Below are 17197 nucleotides of genomic sequence, written 5' to 3'. Positions count from 1 at the left end.
GGCTGGTCAGCACCTCGTGGCTGGTCCCGGCGGACCGTCCGGACCGCCCGTAGGCCGGTTCCGGCCTACGGCTGGAGTTCGAAGACGTCGGCGACCACGCAGCTGACGTTGTCGGGGCCGCCGAGGCCGTTGGCGAGGGCGATGAGTTCGCGGACGGCCTCCTCGGGTTCGCCTGCCTCGGAGAGCACCCGGTGGATGTCCTGTTGCGGCACGACGGCCGACAGGCCGTCGGAGCAGAGCAGGTAGCGGTCGCCCGCCCGCGCGTCCTGGAGGCGCATCTCGGGGGTGCTGTCGGCCCCTTGGCCCAGGGCCCGGACGAGCAGCGACCGCCGGGGGTGGGAGGCCGCTTCCTCGGGGCTGAGGCGTCCCTCGTCGACCATCGACTGGACCATGGTGTGGTCGTGGGTGATCTGGAACATCTCCCCGTCGCGCAGGAGGTGGACGCGCGAGTCGCCGATGTGGACGAGGGCCAGTTGTGATCCCGTCCAGAGCATCGCGGTGAGGGTCGTGCCGGTGTACTCGGGTGAGGAGTCACTCCCGGTGACGTCGTGCACGGCCTGCTTGGCCCGGTCGACGACGTCTTCGAGGACGTTCAGGAGGTTGCCTGCCGGGATGCCGTCGGTCTCCAGGCGCTTGAGCGCGTCGATGGCGGCGGCTCCGGCCGGGGCCCCCTGGCTGCCGCAGCCGTCGGCGACCGCGAGCAGCCGGGAGCCGGCGTAGGCGGTGTCCTGGTTGCTCTCGCGGACGAGACCCGTGTCGGACAGGGCGGCGTAGCGGATCGACAGCGGGCTTGTGGTCGTGGACATGGTGGGGTCCTCCCCTGCGAGATGGTCGATGAGGAAGCCGGCCAGGTCCCGCCGCGCGGCGACGTCGGCCTCGACCTGCGCCCAGAACGCCCGGACCTCCTGGCCCGCCGCGTCCGCGTCCAGCGCGCACACGTGCCGGATGCGGGCCAGCGGCATGTCCAGGCGCCGCAGCCAGGCCACGAGCCGGGCCTGCTCCAGTTGGTCCGGGGCGTACAGGCGGTAGCCCGTCACCGGGTCGACGCGCGCCGGGGTCAGCAGACCGAGGTCGTCGTAGAGACGCAGTGCCTTCGGCGACAGCCGGGACGCCTTCGCGAACGCCCCTATGGTCAGCAGTCCCATGTCCGTTCCTCCTCATGCCGGGCGCTTCGCCCGGCCCCACCGATGTTGTGGCCTCCCCCAAGGTGAAGGTCAACCAGGAATGATCCCGGTCAGCCGGGGATGGTTCCGGTCAGCCAGCGGTGGGCTGCCAGCGCCGTCGTGCGGGCGTGTTCCTCCAGCACGGTGAAGTGGTCCCCGGGCACGGTGACCTCGGTGTGCGGCAGGCCCCAGGCCGGAGCGCGTTCCGCGTCCGGCAGGTGGTCGTGGGCCCGGAGGTACAGGGTCGGGGCGGTGAGCCGCGCGGGTTTCCAGTCGGCGAAGAGGTCGAAGTATCCGGCCATGGCGGTGAGCCGGCCGGTGTCGAGCGCGGCCGATGTCGCGGCGCGGCGCAGCATGGCCGACGTCAGCGCGGAGACCGACTGCCCCTGGCTGTCCGCGTCGTGCGGGTGGGTGTCCACCAGGACCAGGGCGGCCGGGGCGAAGCCATCGGCTTCCAGCCGCTCGGCCACGGCCTGGGCCACCCAACCGCCGGCCGAGCGGCCCAACAGCACCGGAGGCGTCTCCCCCGCGACGGCCCGGACCGCGGCGGCCTGCGCGGTGACCAGGGCGTCCAGCGTGGCAGGCAGGGCCTCGCCGGGTTCGAAGCCCGGGTGCCGCAGCGCCGACGTGGGCCGCAGGCCCTCCAGGCCGGCGCCGAATTGCCCGTATTCATAGGGCCCTGAGTGCATGCTGAAGGAGGGGAAGCAGATCAGCCGGGCGCCCGTGCCGCTCGATGTCAGCGTGACGGGTTCGAGTGCCGCATCGGCGGCCCCGGCGTCGTCGAAGACGGGCCGCAGGCGTGCCGCGATGGTGAGCAGCACCATGCCGTCCCACGTACGTCCACGGAGGCAGGCACTGCGGAAGAGCGCGCCGAGGGAATCCGGGTCGTCACCCGGCACGACCGGTGCCGGGGCGTCGGTGTGCCGTTGGCCCGAAGCAGCGGCCTCCCTGGCATACCGGTCCGCCAGCTCGGCGGCGACCGAACGCGGCGTGGGGAAGTCGAACAGCAACGTGGACGGCAGGGCGAGACCCGTCGACGCCGAGAGCGCGTTGCGCAGGTCGACCGCGGCCAGGGAGTCGAGGCCCAGGTCCGTCAGCCGGTCGCTCTCGTCGATCGCGCTCGCTCCCTCCGGGTGGCCGAGAACGGCGGCTGCCTGGGCGCGGGCCTCGGCGACGAGCATGGCTGTCCGCTCGTCGGGGAAGGCGGCGGCCAGTCGCCACGCGAACGGAGCCTCGCCGTCACCGCCCGATTCCCGCGCGGCGGTGGCCGGTGTCCGGTGGCTGCCCGCCTCCGGTGGGGCTGCGCGGGTGATGTGGGCCGCGACCACCTCGGGGGCGTCACCGGCCACGGCGGCGTCGAAGAGGGCCAGCCCCTCCTCCTGGCCGAGCGGGACGAAGCCCGAGCGGGCCATCCTGCGCAGGTCCACTTCGGTGAGGTGGGCCATCATGCCGTCGTTCTGCTGCCACGGGCCCCAGGCGATGGACGTGCCGGGCAGACCGAGCCGTACGCGGTGTCGCGCGAGGGCGTCCAGGACGTGGTTGGCCGCCGCGTAGTTGGCCTGCCCCGCGGAGCCGAAGACACCGGCGATGGAGGAGAACAGCGCGAACATCGCCAGATCGTGGTCCTGGGTCAGTTCGTGCAGGGCGAGCGCGGTGTCGGCCTTGGGCCGCAGTACGCGTTCCAGCCGGGAAGGGGTGAGCGTGGGGACGATGCCGTCGTCGAGCACCGCCGCCGTGTGGACCACACCGGTCAGCGGGTGGGCCGCCGGCACGGAGGCGAGCAGCGCGGCGAGTTCGGCCCGGTCCGTGAGGTCGCAGGCCCGCACGCTCACCTCTGCGCCGTGTTCGCCGAGTTCGGCGACGAGCGCGTCCGCTCCCGGCGCCCGGGGGCCTCGGCGGCTGGCGAGGAGCAGACGCCGTACGCCATGGGCGGCGACCAGGTGCCGTGCGACCAGCATGCCGAGCGAACCGGTGCCGCCGGTCACCAGGACGGTTCCCTCGGGATCGAGCCGCCGCCGGCGCTTCCCGTGTCCGTCGACGGGGGCGAGGGCGGGGACGAACGCCGTCCCGTCCCGCACAGCCGTCTCCGGGGCCAGGGCCGGGGCGTGTGCCGGTGCCGGTGCGGGTGCGGCCAGGAGGGCGGGGAGCAGCCGCCAGGTGTCGGGGTGGTCGTCCACGTCGAGCAGGGCCAGGCGGCCCGGGTTCTCCCGCTGGGCCGAGCGGACCAGGCCCCACACCGCGGCGTGGGCCAGCGCGTGGTTCCCCGCGCCGGCGTCGTCGTCCTGGACCGGCGAGACGGCGCCGGAGGTGACCAGGACGAGGCAGGAGTCGGCCAGGCGCGGCTCGGCCAGCCACTCCTGGATCAGCTCCAGGGCCTGGCTCGCCGCCGCCAGCACCTGGGCCGCCGGGTCCCGCGCGGCGTCCGCCGTCGTCGTGTCCGACGGCGCCGGACACGAGGCGACGACCACGCGGGGTGCTCCGTCGCCCGCCGATGCCGGGTCGGGGTGGAGGGACACGCCGGAGCCCCGGGGCGCGAGGGCATCGGCCAGCCGTGTGCCGGCCGGCCCCAGGACTCCCCAGGTGGGTGCCGCCGGAGGTACGGGCGGCTCGGGCAGGGGCGTCCAGTCCATGCGGTGGAGGAGTGCCGGGGCCGCCGATGCGGGCGCGGTGTGCGGGGTGGGGGCCCGGAGCGGCCGCAGCGTCAGCGAACGCACCGTCGCCACGGGCGCCCCTCCCTCATCGGCCAGTCGCACCTCGGCCCGGCCGTTCGCCGCCGTGGAGATGCGCACCCGCAGCCGCTCCCGTCCGGCGGTGTGCAGGCTCACTCCCTCGAAGGCGAACGGCAGGGCCACCCCGCCGCCGTCCCCGTATGCCGCTCCGGCACGGTCCGGCGTGCCTCTGTCGACGGCCAGGACATGCAGGGCCGCGTCCAGCAGCGCGGGATGCAGCAGGAACCGCGGGGCGCCCTCTTCGGCGAGCGGGGCCTGTGCGAGCGCGGGCAGTGCGACGTCGGCGTACAGCTCCTGGCCGTGGCGCCAGGCGGCACGCAGACCGCGGAACGAGGGGCCGTACCCCAACCCGGCCTCGGTCAGGGGCCCGTACGGGTCACTCGCGGGGTCGTCGTCCAGCGGGACGGCGCCCGGTGGTGGCCAGGCCCCGGTGTCGGCGGCGGGGCGGCCCTGCGGCCGCTCCACCGGCCCGAGGGTTCCGGAGGCGTGCGGGTGCCAGGGTTCATGGTCGTGCGAGGCATGGGGGCGGGCGTGGAAGAGGACGGTGCGTCGTCCCGCGCCGTCCGGCCCCGACACCGTCACCTGGAGGTCGACGGTGGCGTCCGGGGGCAGCGCCAGCGGTGCGGTCAGGACGAGTTCGCGCAGGCCGTGCGTGCCGAGCGACGCACCGGCGTGCAGGGCCATCTCCACGAAGGCGGTGCCGGGCAGCAGCACCGCCCCCGCCACGGTGTGATCGGCGAGCCAGGGGTGGTCGCGCACGCAGAGCGGCCCGCCCAGCAGCAGGCCGCCGTCAGCCGTCGCGGTGCGGTGGGACAGGAAGGGGTGGGCCGGTCCGTCGTGCGGAGGCGCAGGCCGGCGCCGGGCCGGGGCTTCGAGCCAGTACCGGCGGCGCTCGAAGGCGTAGGTGGGCAGGGGGACGCGCCGGGGGCCGCGTCCGGCGAAGACGGCCTTCCAGTCGACGGGAGTCCCGTGGCTGTGCAGGGCCGCGACGGTGTCGACCAGGGCGTCGGCCTCCGGCCGTGCTCGCCGCAGCGTCGGCAGGACGAGCGGCGCCGGGGACCGCTCCGCGAGACAGTCCCGTACCAGGCCGGTCAGCACGCCGCCCGGCCCCACCTCGACGTAGTGCGCCGCTCCACGGTCGCGCAGCCGGGTCACCGTGTCGGCGAAGCGCACCGGGCGGCGGACGTGGTCCACCCAGAAGTCCGGTGAGCGCAGTTCCTCATCGGTCGCCGCTCGTCCCGCCACGGCGGTGACCAGGGGCAGCCGCGGCGCGGCGAAGGCCAGACCGCGCACCGTCTCCGCGAAGTCGGCCAGCATGGGTTCCATCCGTGCCGAGTGGAAGGCGTGGCTCACCTGGAGCGGTGTCGCCGAGCGTCCCTGTTCGCGGAAGTCCGCGACGGTCTGCGCCACAGCCGCCTCGTCCCCGGAGACGACCACCGCGAGCGGCCCGTTGACGGCGGCGATCTCCACGGCGCGCCCCGCCCTGGCGAGGTGGTCCGCCACCTCGTCCGCACCTGCGGCCAGCGAAGCCATCGCGCCGCCCGGCGGCAGCGCGTCCATCAGCCGGCCGCGAGCTGCCACCAGAGCGCAGGCGTCGCCGAGTGACAGCACTCCCGCGGCATGCGCGGCGGCCACCTCGCCCAGCGAGTGCCCGGCCACCAGCTCCGGGTGCACGCCCCAGTCGGCGAGGAGCCGGAACAGGGCCGTCTCCAGGGCGAAGAGCGCGGGCTGCGCGAACCGGGCCGTTTCCAAAAGAGCGCCCTTTTCGGCGCCGGGGGCGGCGAACATGACGTCCCGCAGGGGCAGCGGCAGCCAGGGGTCGAGCAGGGCGCACGTCTCGTCGAAGGCCCGGGCGAAGGCGGGGTGCCGCTCCGCCGACGCGTACAACTCGCGGCCCATGCCGAGGCGTTGGCCGCCCTGGCCGGTGAAGAGGAAGGCGGGCGGGCCCTGGCGGCGGGCCGTGCCCGTGTGTGCTCCGGGTGGGGTCGTGCCCTGTGCCACCGCCTGGAGGGAAGTGAGCAGATGGGCGCGGTCCCGGACCACCAGCACGGTCCGGTGCTCGAAGGCGGCACGGGTGGTCGCGAGCGTGAAGCCGACGTCGAGCGGGGTCATGGCCGGGTCGGCGGCCACCCTCTCGTACAGCTGTCGCGCCTGGGCCCGCCGCCCGGACGCGGTCCGCGCCGACACCGGGACCGCGACGGACGCCGAAGCCCCGCCGTCCTGGCTGTCGCTGACGTGGCCGTCCGCCACCCGGGGCGGCGGAGGTGTGCACGCGTCGGCCGGCGCCTCCTCCAGGACGACGTGCGCGTTGGTGCCGCTGATGCCGAACGAGGACACCCCGGCCCGGCGCGGGCGGTCGGTCCTCGGCCAGGGAGCCGGTCGGGTCAGCAGCGCCACCCGCCCCGACGACCAGTCGACCCGGGTGCTGGGTTCGTCCGCGTGCAGCGTCCGGGGCAGCAGCCCGTTCGCCATCGCCTGGACCGTCTTGATCACGCCCGCCACCCCGGCGGCGGCCTGGGTGTGACCGATGTTCGACTTCACCGAGCCCAGCCAGAGGGGGCGTTCGCGCGGCTCGTGTCCGTAGGTCGCCAGGAACGCCTCGGCCTCGATGACGTCGCCCAGCCGGGTGCCGGTGCCGTGCGCCTCCACCGCGTCGATGTCACCGGGCGTCAGGCGGGCCTCCACGAGTGCCTGCCGGATCACTCGCCGCTGCGCCGGACCGTGCGGCGCCGTCAGTCCGTTGCTCGCTCCGTCCTGGTTGACCGCCGATCCGCGTACGACGGCCAGCACGGGGAGCCCGGCGCCGCGGGCCTCCGACAGCCGCGTGAGCAGCAGCATCCCGGCGCCCTCGGCCCACCCCGTGCCGTCGGCGCCGGCCCCGAAGGCCTTGCAGCGGCCGTCGGGAGCCAGCGCCCGCTGGCGGCTGAACTCCACGAACGACGCCGGTCCCGACATCACCGTGACCCCGCCCGCCAGCGCGTACGAGCACTCTCCGCGGTCGAGCGCCTGGGCCGCCAGGTGCAGGGCCACCAGGGAGGAGGAGCACGCCGTGTCCACCGTGATGGCCGGTCCTTCGAGGCCGAAGGTGTAGGCGATGCGGCCGGAGGCGACGCTCCCGGCGTTGCCCAGGCTGAGGTAGCCCTCGACCTGCTCGGGGGTCTCGGCGAGGCGTCCGGCGTAGTCGCTGTACATCATCCCGACGTACACCCCGGCCGATGTGCCGCGCAGGGTGCGGGGCACTACTCCGGCGCGCTCGAAGGCCTCCCAGGCGACTTCGAGGAGCAGCCGGTGCTGCGGGTCCATGGCCACGGCCTCACGGGGTGAGATGCCGAAGAAGCCGGGGTCGAAGCGGTCCACGCCGGAGAGGAATCCGCCCTCGCGGACGTAGGTGCGGCCGGGCCGCCCGGGGTCCGGGTCGTACAGTGCCGACGTGTCCCAGCCCCGGTCGGTGGGGAACGGGCCGATGGCGTCCCTGCCCTCGGCCACCAGGGCCCACAGGTCCTCGGGGGAGGTCACGCCGCCGGGATAGCGGCAGGCCATTCCCACGATCACCACGGGGTCGTCGTCCGGCCGGCCGGGGCCCGGGAGCGCGGCGCCGGTGGCGGGGCGAGCGGCGGCGCTGCGCGCGCGGATGTGGTCGGCCAGCGCGGCGGCCGTGGGGAAGTCGAAGGCGACGGCCTCGGAGAGGGGCAGCCCTGTGGCCGCCGCGAGACGTTCCCGCAGCGTCGTCGCCGTCAGTGAGTCCATGCCGAGGTCCCGGAGGGCCGTGTCGGGCTCCACGTCCTCGACCGGGCAGCCGACGAGCGCCGCCGTCTCACCGCGCACCAGGGCCAGCAGGTCATCGGCGGGGCCGGTCGCCGTCCCGCCCCCGAGCGCCCGCGCGTTCAGGTCCGCGAGGGCGAACCGCTGGACCTTGCCGGTGGCGGTGCGGGGGATGCGGTCCACCTCGTACAGGTCGGCGGGGACCTTGGCGGCGGACAGTTCCGCGCGGCAGGCGGCCAGCAGGGCGCCGCGGTCCGGGGCGGCGCCGTCCGGCGCGGCGACCACGTAACCGACGGGCACCTCGCCGAGGACGGGGTGCTCGCGTCCGGCCACGGCGGCGTCCGCCACGCCGGGCAGCCGCCGCAGCACCGCCTCCACCTCGGCGGGGTGGACGTTCACGCCGCCGCGGATGATCAGGTCGCCGGCCCGGCCGGTGATCACGAGGTCGCCGGACGGTTCGATCCTGGCCAGGTCGCCGGTGCGGAACCAGCCGTCGCGCAGCACCTCGGCGGTGGCCTCGGGCGCGCCGTGGTAGCCGGCCATGACGCCCGGTCCCCGCACCCACAACTCGCCCTCGCCGGTGTCCTGTCCGTCGGCGCCGCTGCCGACCCGGAGCAGGGTGCCCGGCAGCGCCCGGCCGCAGGAGCCGGCCGCCACGTCCTCGCCGCGTGCCGCCATGGTGACCGGACCGGCCTCGGTGCTGCCGTAGTGCTCCAGGTAGGGAACACCGCAGATCGCCTCGAAGGCCCTGCGGAACGCGGGCCCGGCGGAGGCTCCCCCGCTGACGCAGCCCCGCAGCGCGGGCGCACCGAGCCCGGGGCCGCCGCCGCTGCCCGCGCCATGGCCGTCCACGTCGCCGCCGTTCTCGCGGCGGACCTCGTCGAGCAGGGCCGAGTACGTCGTCGGCACCCCGGCGAGGAGGGTGTACGGATCGTCCTCGCGGCGCAGTTCGCCCAGCACCTCCCGCACCGAGAACCGGGGCGCGATCGTGGCGCTCGCCCCGGCCACGGTCACCCCGAGGACGCAGGACACCTGGCTCATGGCGTGGTGCAGCGGCAGCGGCCACAGCAGCCGGTCCCGCTCCGACAGGCCGAGGACGCCCATCAGGCCCGTGACGACCGGGGCCAGGCGGTTGCGCTGCGTGGACAGCACACCTTTGGGCGTACCGGAGGAGCCGGAGGTGTAGAGCGTCCACGCCACCTCGTCCAGCCCCAGGTCGTCCCGGGCCCGCGCCGCCGCCTCCGTACCAGCCAGGTCCTCGTACCGCAGCACGGCGCCGCCGGGTGCGTCGAGCGTGTCCGCCGGAGCGCCGGAGCCGCCGCTGCCGCTGTCCTCCGCGCCGCCCTCAGCCACCACCAGGGTCAGCCCAAGGCGGGACAGCAGCCCGGGCTGACGCGTCAGCCGTGCCGCGTCGGTGACCAGGACGCGCGCACCGCAGTCGTCCAGCAGCCTCTCCAGCTCGGTCTCCGGAACACCCGCGTCCAGCGGTACGCCCACTCCGCTCGCGCGGACCACGGCCAGCAGGCTCTCGACCGTCTCGACGCGGTTGCCGAGGAGGACGGCCACCCGTTCACCGCGCGCGAGACCGAGCCCGGACAGGTGACCGGCGAACCGACCGGTCCGCCGCTCCAGGCCCCGGTAGGTCCTCCGCACCCGGCGGTCCTGGAAGGCGACCTTGTCCCCGAGGTGCGAGGCATGGTCCCGGAGGATCTCCACGATGGGCCTGATCGCGTCCTCGCCAGTGCTGGCTCGCATCGAACTCCTCTCTGTGTGCGTGTGGTTGAGAGCGGCGGCGCCGAACGTCCCGTCCCAGTATCCGTGTTCTCCCGATGGGTTCGGTGCGGGCCGCCGTCCGGGGAGAGGCGTGAAGGCGGTGTCCGCGTTCCACGAGGGGCACGCGCACCCTTGCGCCGGATGAGCCCCGTGTAGTCCGCTGATGCGCATGGGGAAGAGAAGCATGGCCGCAATGACCGCCGCCCTCGTCGCGGGGTCCCTTCTGATGGCCGGCCCACAGGCGGGCGCGCAAGCCGCCGGGTCCGGCACCGGTGGTTCGCCGAAGCCGTCCGGAACCGCCCTCGACGGGGTGGACCTCGACACGGTGACCATCCCGGAGCTCCAGGCGCGCATGGCACGCGGCTCGCTCACGTCGTCGGCGCTGACCCGCGCCTACCTGCGGCGGATCGAGAAAGTCGACTCCAGGATCCACTCGGTGCTGCACGTCAGCCCGACGGCCCTGCGCCAGGCGGCGGCCAGTGATGTCAGGCACCGGCGCGGCAGGACCCTCGGGCCGCTGGACGGCGTTCCCGTCCTGATCAAGGACAACGTGAACACCCGCGACATGCCGACGACGGCCGGTTCGCTGGCGCTGGCGGGGAGTCCGCCCGCCACCGACGCCACGCTGGTGAAGCGGCTGCGCAAGGCGGGGGCGGTGATCCTCGGCAAGACCAACCTGTCGGAATGGGCCAACTTCCGTTCGGCGAAGCCGACATCGGGGTGGTCGGCCGTGGGCGGTCAGACCAGGAACCCCTACGTCCTCGACCGGAACCCGTGCGGTTCGTCGTCCGGCTCCGCCGCCGCGCTGGCCGCGTCGCTGGCACAGGTGGCGATCGGCACCGAGACGGACGGCTCCATCGTGTGCCCGGCCGGGATGAACGGCGTCGTCGGCCACAAACCCAGCCTCGGTCTGGTCAGTCAGTCGGGCGTGGCGCCGATCTCCGCCGAGCAGGACACGGCCGGGCCCATGGCGCGCAACGTGATCGACACCGCGCTCACGTTCTCGGTGCTGAGCGGGGGCAAGGACGCGCGTGGCGGAGAGGCCGCCCCGCGGGGCCTTGAGGGCCACCCGGGCCTCTCGAACCTTCGCGGCAAACGCATCGGGCTGTGGCGCCTGCCCTCGCTCGGGTCGGACGTGGACGCCGTGATGACCCGTACGGCGAAGCAGCTGCGCAAGGCCGGGGCCGTCGTCGTCGAAGTGAAGCCTCCCCACCAGGAGCGGCTCGCCGAACTCGAATTCCCGGCGCTGCTCAGCGAGTTCCACCGGGACATCGACGCCTACCTCGCCACGCGCGAGGGGCCGCAGGACCTCGCCGAGCTGATCGAGTTCAACCGCACGCACCCCGAGGAGCAGACCTGCTTCCCGGGCCAGGAGCTGTTCGAACAGGCCCTCGCCGCGCCGCCTACCACCGACCCCCGGTACCGGAAGACGCGCGCGGAGCTGAAGGACCTCTCCCGGCGCTCCATCGACGAGACCATGGCCTCCCACCGCCTGGACGCCATCGCCGCCCCCACGAACCCGCCCGCGTGGACGACCGACTGCGCCCGCGGCGACAACGACGTCATCCCGTCCTCCACCCCGGCGGCCGTCGCCGGTTACCCGTCCCTGTCGGTGCCCGCCGGGTCCGTGGGCGAACTGCCGGTCGGGCTCCTCCTGATGGCGGGCGACCAGCAGGACACGGAGCTGCTGTCACTGGGGGCGGCGGTGGAGCACCGCCTGAAGGCCTGGCGGGCGCCGCGCTTCCTGCCGACGGTCGGGGGCGACGCGGCCAGGTGACCAGCGCCGGTGAACGGCCCGTGCGGCACGGGCCGTTCACCGGCGGCAGGCTCAGGTGTCCGTCGCCGCCGGGAGCCACACGCCGAACCACTGCTCGGCGTTGAACTCCTCGAACCGCTCCACCTCGGTGAAGCCCAGCTTGGCCGCCAGGCGCATCGAGCGGTCGTTGGCGGTCTGGGTGCAGAGGACCACCGGCTCACCCGGACACGCGCCGGCGAACCAGTCGAGCACCGCCGCGCACGCCTCGGCGGCGTACCCGCGCCCCCAGGCCGTCGGCAGGAGCAGGTAGCCGAGTTCGGTCTGCTCCGCGTCCCGGCGGACATGCCCCGGGCGCTCCGGGTCACGCTGGTCGAGCGTGACCGTGCCGATCATCGCGCCGTCCAGGTCGACCACGAAGAGGCCGGGCCGCCGGCCGGGCACCTCGGGCGCCGCGCGCTCCAGCTCCTCACGCGAGCCGCGAGCGCCACCGAGGTAGGCGCCCACCTCCGTCGAAGCGAACAGCTCGACGAACGCCGCGCGGTCCCGGGCCGCGGACTCGCGGAGCACGAGCCGCTGGGTCCTGATCGGGGCCGGGGGCCACGCCATGTGTCCGAGGTCGGTCATGGCGGGCAACCTATCGCACGCCCCGGGGACACGAGCCGGGCCGGGACCCCGGCCTCCCGGCCCCTACGCATGCCCGCCCCTGCCCTGCGCGTCGGCCCCGTACGTCCCGTACTCAGGGCGCCCCGCCCATGCGTAGACGTGCATGGCGAGCCCGCCCGGCGTCGTCTCGTTGCTCATGAGCCGCAGGCCCGCCGGGGCGCCGCCGTCCGGGAACAGGCGGCGTCCCTCGCCCACGACCACCGGGGCGATCACGAGGCGCAGTTCATCGATCAGGCCGGCCGCCAGCAGGGACTGGGCCAGCCGGGCGCTCCCGTGGATCTGCAGCTCGCGGCCGGGCCGCCGCTTCACCTCGGCCACCTGGGCGGGGACGTCGCCGGACAGGATCGTGGTCGGGTCCCACGGGGCTTCGGTCAGGCTCTGGGAGGCGACGTACTTCGGCAGGCCGTTCAGGAGGTGCGCGAATGGATGTTCGGTCATCTTCGGCCAGTCCCGGGCGAAGTTCGTGTACGTACGGCGGCCGAACAGAAACGCGTCCGCGGCGCCGAGCCAGGTGCCCGCCCGCCGTTCGAACTCCTCGTCCAGATGGGGCACGAACCAGCCGCCCCGCGTGAACCCGTCGCTGGTGTCCTCGTCCGGGGCCCCCGGGCCCTGGCAGACGCCGTCGAGGGACAGGAACTCCTGCAGTACCAGTCTCATCGCGCACCACTTCCTCTCGGGGCAGCGGTCTGCCCCTCACTCTCCTCGGACATCGTTCCGCGCGAGAACTCATCGGCCGGAGCGCGACGCGGCCTCACCGCTGATCGGACCAAGCGGCCGATTCGATGATCCTTCGGTCGGGTAGCAGGGCGGCATGGTCACCGACAGCGCCGCCTCTCCGCGCGGCTACGCGCAGCCCGTCATCGACGTCCAGGCCCTCGCCCAGTTGCTCGACGGCGAGTACGCCGAGGTCCGCGATCTGGTCCGCGCCAACCTCACGACGTACGCGGACGTGCTGGACGAGGCGGAGCAGCTCGGCTTCGACGAGTTCCGTGAGCGGGTGCGTGAGCTCGTCGTCGAGCTGGCGGCGACGGGTCAGACCGGCATGGGTTTCCCGGAGGAGTACGGCGGTGGCGGCGACATCGGCGCGTCGATCGCCGCGTTCGAGACGCTGGCCTTCGGCGATCTGTCGGTGCTGGTGAAGGTCGGCGTGCAGTTCGGCCTCTTCGGCGGCGCCATCCTGCACCTGGGCACCGAGCGCCACCACAGGGCCTACCTGCCCCGGCTGATCACCGGGGAGCTGATGGGCTGCTTCGCGATGACCGAGACGGGACACGGCTCCAACGTCCAGGCGCTCGGCACCCTGGCCCGGTACGACGCCGGCAGCCAGGAGTTCGTCATCACCACCGCCACGGACCAGGCGCGCAAGGACTACATCGGCAACGCCGCCCGGCACGCCGAACTCGCGGTCGTCTTCGCCCAGCTGGAGGTGGGCGGGGAACAGCGGGGCGTGCACGCGTTCGTCGTGCCGGTCCGTGTCGACGGCGAGGTGGCCCCCGGTGTCCGGATCGAGGACGACGGCCGCAAGATGGGGCTCAACGGCGTGGACAACGGCCGGATCTGGTTCGACGGCGTACGCGTGCCGCGCGAGGCGCTGCTCGACCGCTTCGCCGGCGTCACTCCCGAGGGCGACTACCGGAGCCCGATCGACAACCCCGACCGCCGCTTCTTCACCATGCTCGGCACGCTGGTGCAGGGGCGGGTGAGTGTCGCGGGCGGCGCCGTCAACGCCAGCAAGGTCGCCCTGGCCGTCGCCACCAAGTACGCCGAGCGGCGACGCCAGTTCCGGGCGGCCTCGGACGCCGACGAACAGGTGCTCCTCGACTACGGCATGCACCAGCGCAGGCTGCTCCCCCTCATCGCCCGCACCTACGCGCTGCACTTCGCCCAGGACGTCGTCCGCACGCAGTTGCACGAGGTCTTCTCGGGCACCGGCGACGACGAGCACGCGCGGCGTGAGCTGGAGGCACGGGCCGCGGGCACCAAGGCGCTCGGCACCTGGCACGCCACGCGCACGATCCAGGAGTGCCGCGAGGCATGCGGGGGCGCCGGGTACCTCGCCGTCAACCGGTTCGCCGCCCTGAAGGCCGACAGCGACGTCTTCTCGACGTTCGAGGGGGACAACCACGTACTGCTGCAACTGGTGGCGAAGGGGCTGCTGACCCACCACGCGAGCGAGTTCGAGAACATGGACCAGCTCGGCATGGTCCGGTACGTCACGGGCCTCGCCGTCGAGACGGTCATCGAGAAGACATCGGCCCACAAACTCCTCGAACGGGTACGTGACCTGCTGCCCGGCGGCGACGAGTGGGACCGGGAGGCCGGCCTCCTCGATCCGGAGTACCAGCTCGCCATGCTCCGCTTCCGCGAGGAGCACATGCTCGCCGGTGTGGCGCGTCGGCTGAAGCGGGGCATGGACCAGGACTCCGACCCCGGCGCCGTCTTCTCCCGGGTCCAGGACCACGTCATCGCGGGGGCCCACGCCCATGTCGAGCGGCTGGTGCTCGAAGCGTTCGCCGACAAGGTGAAGGAGGTGCCCGAGGGCGACGACAAGGTGGCGCTGAAGCTGCTGTGCGACCTCTTCGCCCTCTCCACCATCGAGGCGGACCGCGCCTGGTTCATGGAACACGGCCGGCTGACGGCACAGCGCTCCAAGGCCATCCGCCGCGAGGTGACCGACCTGTGCCGCAAGGTCCGCCCCCTGGCGACCGACCTCGTCGACGCGTGGAACATCCCGCCGCGGCTGCTGCGCTCGCCCGACCTGGTGGGGTGAGCGGGGCGGCTAGGCCGCGCTGCCCGGTTCCTGCTGGATGAGCATGGTGACCAGGTCCTGCATCGCGTTCGGGCCGGAGTCGGTCCCGTGCGCTCCGGCGCCGTCGAAGAGGGCGGCCGCCTCGGCGCCGCGCGGGAACATGGCCTCCTCGTACGCGGTGAGCGCGGCCTCGGTGTCGTCGGGGTGCGCGGCGAGGGCCTGGCCGAGTTCGGCGCCGTCGAGCATGGCCAGATTGGCGCCCTCGCCGTTCGGGGCCGCCAGGTGGGCGGCGTCGCCGAGCAGGGTCACCCCCGGCGCCCGGTCCCAACGGTGCCCGGCCGGCAGGGCGTGGAGGGGGCGCAGGACCGGTGCGGTGTCGGCGTCGGTGATCAGGGCGGTCAGCTCCGGCGCCCAGCCGCCGAACTCCTCCGCGATCCGCGCGGCGGCGGCCGGGGCGTCGGTGAAGTCGATGGCGGCGAACCACTCCCGCGGCTGGTACAGCCCGACGTAGGCGTGCAGCGTGTCGCCCCTCTCCCGGTGTGCGAAGATCTCCCTCTCCGCCTTGAGCGCGATCATCGATCCGCCGCCGACCGCCTTCGCGGCGGCCGGATGCCGGGTGTCGGCCTCGAAGAGGTGGGTCTCGACGATCGACTTGCCGATGTACTCGGGTGTCGCGGCGGAGAGCAGCGGCCGGACCCGTGACCACGCGCCGTCCGCGCCGACCAGCAGGCGGCTGACGACGGTGCCGCCGTCGGCGAACGTCACCTCGTGCCGGCCGTCGCCGAGGGGGCGTGCGCCGGTGGCCTTGTGCCCCCAGCGGACGGTGCCGGGCGGGAGCGAGTCGAGCAGCATCTGCCGCAGCTCGCCGCGCTGCACCTCGGGGCGGCCTCCCGTGCCGTCGTCGGCCTTGTCGAACAGGACGGTCCCGTCCGGGTCGAGGATCCGCATGGCCTGGCGGCCCTCCAGGATGAGGCCGCGGAACTCGTCCAGCAGACCGGCCGCCTCGATGGCGAGCTGTCCGTTGTAGTCGTGGATGTCGAGCATCCCGCCCTGCGCACGCGCGGCCGGTGAGGTCTCCGCCTCGTAAACCGTGGCCGGTATCCGGTGGACGTGCAGGACGCGGGCGAGCATGAGACCACCGAGACCTGCACCGATGATCGTGACGCCGTGGGTCATGGGGGGTTCCCTTCACTTCCGGGGGCGGACCACTCCACTGTCCGGTCGGCCGTCGACAGACCGCCGACAGATCATCGACGGGCCCCGGCCGCCTCCGACAACCGCCTGACAGCGTCGGGTCCGGCCCCGCACCGGGCTCGTCCTCGTGCCGTCCGCGCTCCTCGCCGGACACACCCGGGAGTGTGCCTGCGGGCGGGGCCCCACTCGCCGTAGCAGGATGGCGCGCATGACGAGCGACACCGCCACCGGCGCCGACGTGCCCGCGTCGCGCCCCGAGCCGTTCGCGCCGCGCGCCGAACCGGCCGTCCTCGAGGATCTACGGGCCCGTCTGCGCGCCACCCGCTGGCCCGACGCTCCCGAGGACGCGGGCTGGTCCCTGGGCGCCGATGTCGCCTACCTCCGTGAGCTGGCGGACTACTGGGCGGACGGCTTCGACTGGCCCGCCCAGGAGGCGCGGCTGGCCCTTCTGCCCCGGTACCGCGCGAGGGTCGGCGGCCTGGGCATCCACTTCGTGCACGCGCGGGCCGCCGCACCGCACGGGAGCGCGCTGCCGCTCGTGCTCTGCCACGGCTGGCCGGACTCGTTCTGGCGCTACTCCAAGGTCGTCGCGCTGCTCACCGATCCGGGCGCGCACGGCGGTGACCCCGCCGACGCGTTCGACGTGGTCGTGCCCGACATACCGGGCTACGGCTACTCCGAGCGGCCCACCGGACCACCGCTCAGCTCCCTCGACGTGGCCGGTCTCTGGGCGGATCTCATGACGACGCTCGGCTACGAGAGGTTCGGCGCGGCGGGCGGTGACATGGGGAGCCACGTGAGCCGCTACCTCGCCCTCGATCACCCCGACCGGGTCGTGGCGGTCCACCGTACGGACGGCGGCCTGCCCGCGTTCACCGGTGATCCGGCGGAGCTGTCGGCCGAGGAGCGGGAGTGGATCGAGCGCGCCGGGGCCTGGGGTGCAAGCGAGGGCGCGTACGGGGCGATGCACCGGACGAAGCCGCAGACCGCCGCGTTCGGGCTGACCGACTCCCCCGTCGGCCTGGCCGCGTGGATCGTCGAGAAGCTGCGCGGGTGGAGTGACTGCGGCGGCGACATCGAGAGCGTCTACACCAAGGACGAGATCCTCACGGCGGTGATGCTGTACTGGCTGACCGGCACGATCGGCTCGTCGATGCGGATGTACCACGCGAACGCCGCGATCGACCCGGCGCAGCTCGCCCGCCGGGTCGAGGTGCCCTCGGGCTTCTCGCTCTTCCGCGGCGACGTCGTCCGTCCGCCGAGGGCGTGGCTGGCGCGCACGACGAACCTCGCGTACGTGAGTGAACCCGAACGCGGCGGCCACTTCGCCCCGTTCGAGCAGCCGGAGCGCTACGCGCGCGAACTGCGCGAGTTCTTCCGCCCCTTCCGCCGCTCCGGCTCTCGGTGA

Annotated in this window: 8 protein-coding genes; 3 read left to right on the top strand and 5 right to left on the bottom strand. The window is 74.1% G+C overall.

From position 1 onward, the window contains the following. Nucleotides 1–65: 65 nt before the first annotated feature. Entirely contained in the window at nt 66–1145 is a 1080-nt protein-coding gene (locus tag DCW30_RS17895; RefSeq protein ID WP_076687778.1) for a MerR family transcriptional regulator, read from the bottom strand. Nucleotides 1146–1234: 89 nt separating this feature from the next. Continuing rightward, on the bottom strand, nt 1235–9409 hold the full coding sequence (locus DCW30_RS17890; protein ID WP_076687776.1) for a type I polyketide synthase: 8175 nt from the start codon (nt 9407–9409) through the stop codon (nt 1235–1237). Nucleotides 9410–9596: 187 nt separating this feature from the next. On the opposite strand from DCW30_RS17890, the gene DCW30_RS17885 reads away from it, so the two are divergent. After that, nucleotides 9597–11204, top strand: coding sequence for an amidase (locus DCW30_RS17885; protein WP_076689742.1), 1608 nt, complete (start codon nt 9597–9599; stop codon nt 11202–11204). Nucleotides 11205–11255: 51 nt separating this feature from the next. On the opposite strand, the gene DCW30_RS17880 is transcribed toward DCW30_RS17885, so the two are convergent. Then, nucleotides 11256–11807, bottom strand: coding sequence for a GNAT family N-acetyltransferase (locus tag DCW30_RS17880; protein ID WP_076687774.1), 552 nt, complete (start codon nt 11805–11807; stop codon nt 11256–11258). Between the two features lie 63 nt (nt 11808–11870). Beyond that, nucleotides 11871–12503 carry a dihydrofolate reductase family protein gene (locus DCW30_RS17875; protein ID WP_076687772.1) on the bottom strand — a complete coding sequence of 211 codons (633 nt, stop codon included), beginning with the start codon at nt 12501–12503 and terminating at the stop codon, nt 11871–11873. A 154-nt stretch (nt 12504–12657) separates the two neighbouring features. Between DCW30_RS17875 and DCW30_RS17870 the strand changes: the two genes are divergently transcribed. Continuing rightward, the gene (locus DCW30_RS17870) at nt 12658–14616 is read left to right on the top strand and encodes an acyl-CoA dehydrogenase family protein (protein ID WP_076687770.1); all 1959 of its coding nucleotides are present in this window, start codon (nt 12658–12660) and stop codon (nt 14614–14616) included. A gap of 9 nt (nt 14617–14625) precedes the next feature. Here the strand turns inward: DCW30_RS17870 and DCW30_RS17865 are convergent, their stop codons facing one another. Next, nucleotides 14626–15771: an FAD-dependent oxidoreductase gene (locus DCW30_RS17865; RefSeq protein WP_076687768.1), complete on the bottom strand. Its 1146-nt coding sequence runs from the start codon at nt 15769–15771 to the stop codon at nt 14626–14628. 226 nt (nt 15772–15997) lie between these two features. Between DCW30_RS17865 and DCW30_RS17860 the strand changes: the two genes are divergently transcribed. Next, nucleotides 15998–17197 (top strand): epoxide hydrolase family protein, encoded by a 1200-nt coding sequence (locus tag DCW30_RS17860; RefSeq protein ID WP_076687766.1) that lies wholly within the window; start codon nt 15998–16000, stop codon nt 17195–17197.

Source organism: Streptomyces alfalfae, assembly GCF_004127445.1.
Classification (GTDB): domain Bacteria; phylum Actinomycetota; class Actinomycetes; order Streptomycetales; family Streptomycetaceae; genus Streptomyces; species Streptomyces alfalfae.
The sequence above is the reverse complement of the archived record's forward strand: the minus strand, read 5'-3'. Positions and strand labels throughout refer to the sequence as shown.

Excerpts from the sequence above, each read along its gene's own strand:
- DCW30_RS17890 (WP_076687776.1), bottom strand. The coding sequence starts at position 9,409 with ATGCGAGCCAGCACTGGCGAGGACGCGATCAGGCCCATCGTGGAGATC.
- DCW30_RS17865 (WP_076687768.1), bottom strand. The coding sequence starts at position 15,771 with ATGACCCACGGCGTCACGATCATCGGTGCAGGTCTCGGTGGTCTCATG.
- DCW30_RS17870 (WP_076687770.1), top strand. The coding sequence starts at position 12,658 with ATGGTCACCGACAGCGCCGCCTCTCCGCGCGGCTACGCGCAGCCCGTC.
- DCW30_RS17885 (WP_076689742.1), top strand. The coding sequence starts at position 9,597 with ATGGGGAAGAGAAGCATGGCCGCAATGACCGCCGCCCTCGTCGCGGGG.
- DCW30_RS17895 (WP_076687778.1), bottom strand. The coding sequence starts at position 1,145 with ATGGGACTGCTGACCATAGGGGCGTTCGCGAAGGCGTCCCGGCTGTCG.
- DCW30_RS17860 (WP_076687766.1), top strand. The coding sequence starts at position 15,998 with ATGACGAGCGACACCGCCACCGGCGCCGACGTGCCCGCGTCGCGCCCC.
- DCW30_RS17875 (WP_076687772.1), bottom strand. The coding sequence starts at position 12,503 with ATGAGACTGGTACTGCAGGAGTTCCTGTCCCTCGACGGCGTCTGCCAG.
- DCW30_RS17880 (WP_076687774.1), bottom strand. The coding sequence starts at position 11,807 with ATGACCGACCTCGGACACATGGCGTGGCCCCCGGCCCCGATCAGGACC.